3 protein-coding genes are annotated in these 6000 nt (G+C 42.3%); 1 reads left to right on the top strand and 2 read right to left on the bottom strand.

What is annotated here, in order from left to right; translation table 11 throughout:
• Positions 1-381 precede the first annotated feature (381 nt).
• Positions 382-3789: an ESPR-type extended signal peptide-containing protein gene (locus tag DFP82_RS12195; protein WP_181416316.1), complete on the bottom strand. Its 3408-nt coding sequence runs from the start codon at positions 3787-3789 to the stop codon at positions 382-384.
• 587 nt (positions 3790-4376) lie between these two features.
• On the opposite strand from DFP82_RS12195, the gene DFP82_RS12190 reads away from it, so the two are divergent.
• Positions 4377-5033 carry an IS1595 family transposase gene (locus DFP82_RS12190; protein WP_110923988.1) on the top strand — a complete coding sequence of 219 codons (657 nt, stop codon included), beginning with the start codon at positions 4377-4379 and terminating at the stop codon, positions 5031-5033.
• Between the two features lie 10 nt (positions 5034-5043).
• On the opposite strand, the gene pssA is transcribed toward DFP82_RS12190, so the two are convergent.
• Positions 5044-5964 carry a CDP-diacylglycerol--serine O-phosphatidyltransferase gene (gene pssA / locus DFP82_RS12185; protein ID WP_245905716.1) on the bottom strand — a complete coding sequence of 307 codons (921 nt, stop codon included), beginning with the start codon at positions 5962-5964 and terminating at the stop codon, positions 5044-5046.
• Positions 5965-6000: the final 36 nt, after the last annotated feature.

The raw sequence follows: 6000 nt of genomic DNA, 5'->3' as shown, positions 1-6000 counted from the left end.
TGTGGCTTATCCTATTTAGCGAGCTGACTATCATATCATGTTTTAATAGTCTGTCAACTTCTTTTTTAATTTCGTTTCAATGAGTTAACTGGGTTTTAATTAAGTAATTAGTTCCTAATTACCGCCAGTTCTCCCTGTTGAGGGGCGTATTATAGACCCTTTAAATCTCGAGTCAAGAGGTAATTTAACTTAATTCAAATAAGCTTGGTTATCCACATCACTAATCTACTTCCCTTACGATTAAATGCATCCTACGAGATCTCAAATAGAAAACAAGGAAAGTTTTTCAGAAATCTTCTAACTTCATAGATTTAATTGATTGAGCCTACTATCAAAAACAATAGTAGGCTCAAGTATTTTTTGATTTCTTAACACTAAACGTTAGTCAAAAGTATAGCTTACGCCAACGTTACCACCATTTTGGCTGCCACTACCACCAAAAGCACTACTGATAGAAAACTGTCCGTCAGATGTGGTGTAACCGACACCAAATGCATAACCTGTCTCACCTTCCCATGTACCACCGCCCAGACCAACGCTGACTTTACCCGGTACATTGGGGTAACGTAAAGCACCGAAAGCAAGCGCGCCTGCAACTGCTGAGTAGGTCTCTCCTTCTAGATCATTTATTCTTCTATCTGTATAACCGAAGGCTTCAGCACGATTTTGATCAAGCTGAGAGACATTAACTGCATCAGTTGGACTGATACCAGCGGCGACATTGGTAATTCGGCGCTGGCTGTTTGCGTTGCCCACTGATACGGTATTGTCTGCACTGGTCTGCGACCCTGCTCCTAATGCTATAGCATTGCTATGAGTTACACTACTATTAGCACCGATAGCCACTGCATTAGCTGCTTGAATGTTCACCGACTCACCGATAGCGACGGAGTTTGAGGCATTAGTCTCGTTTTCAAAAGCTGGTGTACTATTGGTACCAACTGTTGCCGCTGTAGCACCAACAGTTGCATTGCTACCTAGTACTACAGAGTTACTAGTAGTATCACCAATGACATTGTCGTTACCAACTGCATAATTGGCGTTACCACCGACGATATTGGGATCTCCAAACGCACCTGAGCGATCACCTGAAACGACATTGCCATTACCCACGCTAGTAGATTGATCGCCAGTCACTGTATTATTAGTGCCTATAGCGACGCTGTCCTGACCTTTAGATTGAGCGTTAACCCCGATCGCTATCGCACCGTCAGCAGTAGCGCCATTACTGTTATAATTACCTGCATCTTCGCTGTTACTAGAATCATTAACGCTAAAGAAGCGAGCTTGGCTATCTTCGATTTTGTTTTCTAATTCAACTTTAGCTTCTTCACTGATACCTGAATCACCTTTATCTCCTTTAGCGCCGTCGATACCATTTGTACCATCAGCACCGTTCAAACCATCTGTTCCGTTCTGACCTGCTGGACCAACTGGACCTTGAGCACCATCAATGCCGTCTTTACCATTTGTACCATCAGCACCGTTTAAACCATCAGCACCGTTTAAACCATCTGTTCCGTTCTGACCTACTGGACCAACTGGACCTTGAGCACCATCAATGCCGTCTTTACCATTTGTACCATCAGCACCGTTTAAACCATCTGTTCCATTCTGACCTGCTGGACCAACTGGACCTTGAGCACCATCAATACCGTCTTTACCATTGGTGCCATCAGCACCGTTTAAACCATCTGTTCCGTTCTGACCTACTGGACCTTGTGGACCAATTACTCCCGTATCGCCTTTAGGTCCAGGTGTGAGCTCAATCGTATTTATCTGTGTTTGTAAATCCGTTAACTTTCCGTCAACTGCGGTGAGCGCTGCACCTACATTGTTGTAGTCTGCATTGCTTATTCTATATGTGGGTGCTTGAAATACACCTGTATTACTGAACTGTGCACCCCCACCTAAAGCGGTTGCTACATTACTGAAATAAGAAATACCTGTTGTTTCTAACTTTTTTAACTGAGCAATATTCACGGCATCAGTATCGGATGTACCTGCTGCTACACCCGTAATTTGACGCGTCTGCAAGTTATTAGCATCACTAGTGTCACCGACACTGACTGCGGCTAAAGTCGATTGCCATGTGGCATCGGTTCTAGCATCAGCACCAAATCCCTGTACACCTGCGTCAACTGATGTTTTGCTTTGTGCGCCTAGAGCAATACTGTTACGAATATTAGCCGTTGATTCTGTACCCATCGCTACGCTGTCACGACCACTTGCTACTGATGTATTACCGATAGCTGTCGCGCGGATGCCGCTCGCGGTCGCGCCTGTGCCTAGAGCTTCATAGTTACTCACTGCAAACTCAAAGATCTGACCGCCATTTCCATCGTCTTTAAAGCGTCGATTGTAAGCGTCTGTCTGTATAGGCGTGGTCGCAGCGGTAAAATCAGCTTGCACCACTGCATCTACTACTGGAACTTGTGTAGAAGTACTGCCACTACCAACGGCAGTCGCGCCTGATTCTGAAGCTGTGTTACGAATACCCATCGCTGAGCTATTAAAACCTGAGGCTGTGTTACGGCTACCCATCGCTGAACTATCAATACCTGAGGCTTCATTTGCAAAACCCACTGCTGAGCTGGTAACTCCTGAGGCTCTGTTAAAATTACCTATCGCTGAACTGGTAAGTCCTAAGGCTGTATTACCACTACCCATCGCTGAGCTACCATTACCTGAGGATTCATTGTTAAAACCCACTGCCGAGCTGAAACCTCCTAAGGCTTCGTTGCCATAACCCAACGCTGAGCTGAAACTTCCTGAGGCTATGTTGCTACGACCCACTGCTGAGCTGTCATCACCCGAAGCAGTATTATCGCTACCTAGTGCTGAGCTACTTTGACCAGATGCCTCGTTACTATAACCCACTGCTGAACTATTCAGATTTGAGGCTGTGTTTAGACTACCTACCGCTGTACTACGTTCGTTGGCGGTTGAGTTGTCGCTACCTATTGCCAAGCTATAATCCCCTGCAGAGGTATTAATATAACCTATTGCAGAGCTAGCTCCACCAATTGCTTTATTACTATAGCCTACAGCCGTACCAATATAGCCTTCAACCTGATTAAGGCGACCTGCAGCTAATCCAAAACCTTCTGTTATTCTATTTTCGTTACCAAATGCTGAGCTTCTAAAACCTACGACATAATTTTCTGAACCTATAGCAGAACTGGCATTACCTAAAGCACTATTACCAGAACCTATCGAAGAGCTGCCTTCACCCGAGGCAATATTAGTGTTGCCTACCGCTGAGCTATATAGACTTGACGCTTCATTTTTATGGCCAATCGCTGAACTAGAAGAACCTGAAGCGGTATTGACATAACCTATTGCTGTTGAATTAGTATTCAAAGCTCTATTTTGAGAACCTACTGCTGAGCTAGAAAAATCTGAAGCGGTATTGACGTAACCTATTGCTGTTGAATTAGTATTCAAAGCTTGATTTCGAAAACCTACTGCTGAGCTGGATTCATTTTGCGCTTGGTTTTCAAATCCGCAAGCTATAGATGTATTTTGTGAAGCGATATTTCCACCTGGTCCATTGAATTGCGTTAAGCACACATCTGCCTGAGCAGTCATCGCTGTTAATCCTAACACTGAGCCAATTGCAGTGGCAATGGCATGTCGACGTAGTGATGCGCCTGTTTGGCTAGCTGGCACAGTACCAATTTGACCTGATATGTTGCTAGACTTTCCACCCGACTTGCTGATTTCACTAACGGCTGTATAGCAACCCGTAGAACGATTAAAAACAACGCGGTAAACATGGTTTAACATGAGAATATCCTGTGTGTATAAAGTTGCTATCGAAGCGACCATATGATGGCTATAACAAATAGAGCAACAGTTGCACTGTCGATCAAAAATATAAACGTTAATTTGAATGAATAATTACCTGTAGAATTTGATATCCGTATCGTTTGATAAGTGATAAATCAAGCACTAGATTGACTTGCTCTTGATTTAAGCTACCTACTAAATCCGTTCTTCTGATTCTAAAAAATAATTTTATATGCAATACAGACATAAAAAGAAACGTTATAAGTACATTCTGGAATATTATGTTAAATTTGTAAAGTTCTTGTTTTGAATTTGTAACAGATGAACATATACTTTAAGGAATATATTGAAATGTTTGAATTAAAAGGTAAAAACAACTATTTGATAGCACGCATAAAAAAGCCGCTTATTAGAAAATAAGCGGCTCTCATTACATGTATTGAATAATTAGTCTAACGTGACTACTTTGATTTAGCTCCAGCCTGAAAACGACTAGTAATGGTATAAAGTAACATAAGACAGATATCTGTTTTAAATTTTAAATTTGGGGCTGTAGTAGATAAGCACTATGCTAGACTACTTTTATGAAGATAACCCGTTGTAAACTAAGTAAAAAAGTACAGCGAAGGCTGTTAGAGTTTTTTACGGCTGAAGTAACCGCTAGAACAGCCGCAGATTTACTCAATATTCAACCTAACACTGCTGCGCTTTTTTATCATAAAATTAGACTTGTGATAGATTACCATCTCTCATTGCAAGCCGATGAGCTCTTTGATGGTGAAGTCGAATTAGATGAAAGTTACTTTGGCGGCGTACGTAAAGGCAAAAGAGGTCGCGGAGCTGCTGGTAAAACAGCCGTGTTCGGTATTCTAAAACGAAACGGTAAGGTTTATACCATTGTCGTAGCAGACACCAAACAGACTACCCTAATGCCTGTCATCAAGCGTAAAATCAAGCCTGACAGCTTTGTTTATACTGATAGCTATCGAAGTTACAATGCATTAGATGTGAGCGAATTCAAACATTTCAGAGTCAATCACTCTAAAGAGTTCACTTGCGGTAAAAACAATCACATCAATGGCATTGAGAACTTCTGGAATCAGTCTAAACGAACACTCAGAAAATATAATGGGATTGATAAGAAGCATTTCCATTTATTTTTGAAAGAGTGCGAGTTTAGATTTAACTATGGGTCACCGTCTAATCAGCTTAAAACGCTGAGAAAATGGTGTGATATTTAATTCTTATCTACTACAGCCCCTTAAATTTTATTTTGACCGTAGTAACAATACCAGACAACGCATAGATAATACCAATCGCTAAAAGGCCGACAGGGATATCATAGAGTATGATACTCATGACCAGCACACCGATGATAAGAACAACGAAAGGTACTTTCTTTTTATCAAATTCTTTGAAGCTATAGTACTTGACGTTACTGACCATTAGTAGACCACAAGTTACGACCCAAGCGGCAAACAAGAACATGACCGCTGTATCGTACTGACCAATCCACTCATTATGATCGACTGCGACCATGACAGCAGACGTCACTAAGATAGCGGCAAGTGGACTTGCTAGGCCAACGAAGTACTTTTTATCGACAATGCCAACCTGCACATTGAAACGTGCGAGGCGAAAAGCGGCACAAGCAGTAAAGACGAATGCACAGCCAATCCCGATACGACCTAACGGCTCTAAAGCAAAGCTATAAATCAAAATAGCAGGTGCAACACCAAACGCTAGCATATCTGCCAAAGAATCGTATTGCTCACCGAATGGGCTCTGTGCATTGAGCATACGTGCCACGCGCCCATCAGCCCCATCAAGAATAGCGGACAAAAATATAGCCAATGAGGCTTTATAAAACTCGCCTTGTGTGCTGGCCAAAATTGAATAAAAGCCTGACAGTAGCGACAAAGTTGTAATTAAGTTGGGCGCTAAATACACACCGCGACTGACCACTCGCTGACCTTCTGTTACTTCAGCTTCAATCACTTCAAAGGTCAAACCGTCATAACTGTCATTTTCCGCTAGGCGGATATTGAACTCATGCTCATCGATAAATGGTGGCTGAGTTGCTGCACTGTCTTGTAGCAATCCATCATTTAGAGCCGTATCCTTTGAGGAAACGTGGTTTGATTGACCTGTAGATGATGGTGTATTGGTCATCTTAATATCCTTATTTGCCGACATTGCTACTCATTG

This window comes from Psychrobacter fozii (genome assembly GCF_003217155.1).
Taxonomy (GTDB): domain Bacteria; phylum Pseudomonadota; class Gammaproteobacteria; order Pseudomonadales; family Moraxellaceae; genus Psychrobacter; species Psychrobacter fozii.
The sequence above is the reverse complement of the archived record's forward strand: the minus strand, read 5'-3'. Positions and strand labels throughout refer to the sequence as shown.

Coding starts and splice junctions, on each gene's coding strand:
- DFP82_RS12195 (WP_181416316.1), bottom strand. CDS start 3,789: ATGTTAAACCATGTTTACCGCGTTGTTTTTAATCGTTCTACGGGTTGC.
- DFP82_RS12190 (WP_110923988.1), top strand. CDS start 4,377: ATGAAGATAACCCGTTGTAAACTAAGTAAAAAAGTACAGCGAAGGCTG.
- pssA (WP_245905716.1), bottom strand. CDS start 5,964: ATGACCAATACACCATCATCTACAGGTCAATCAAACCACGTTTCCTCA.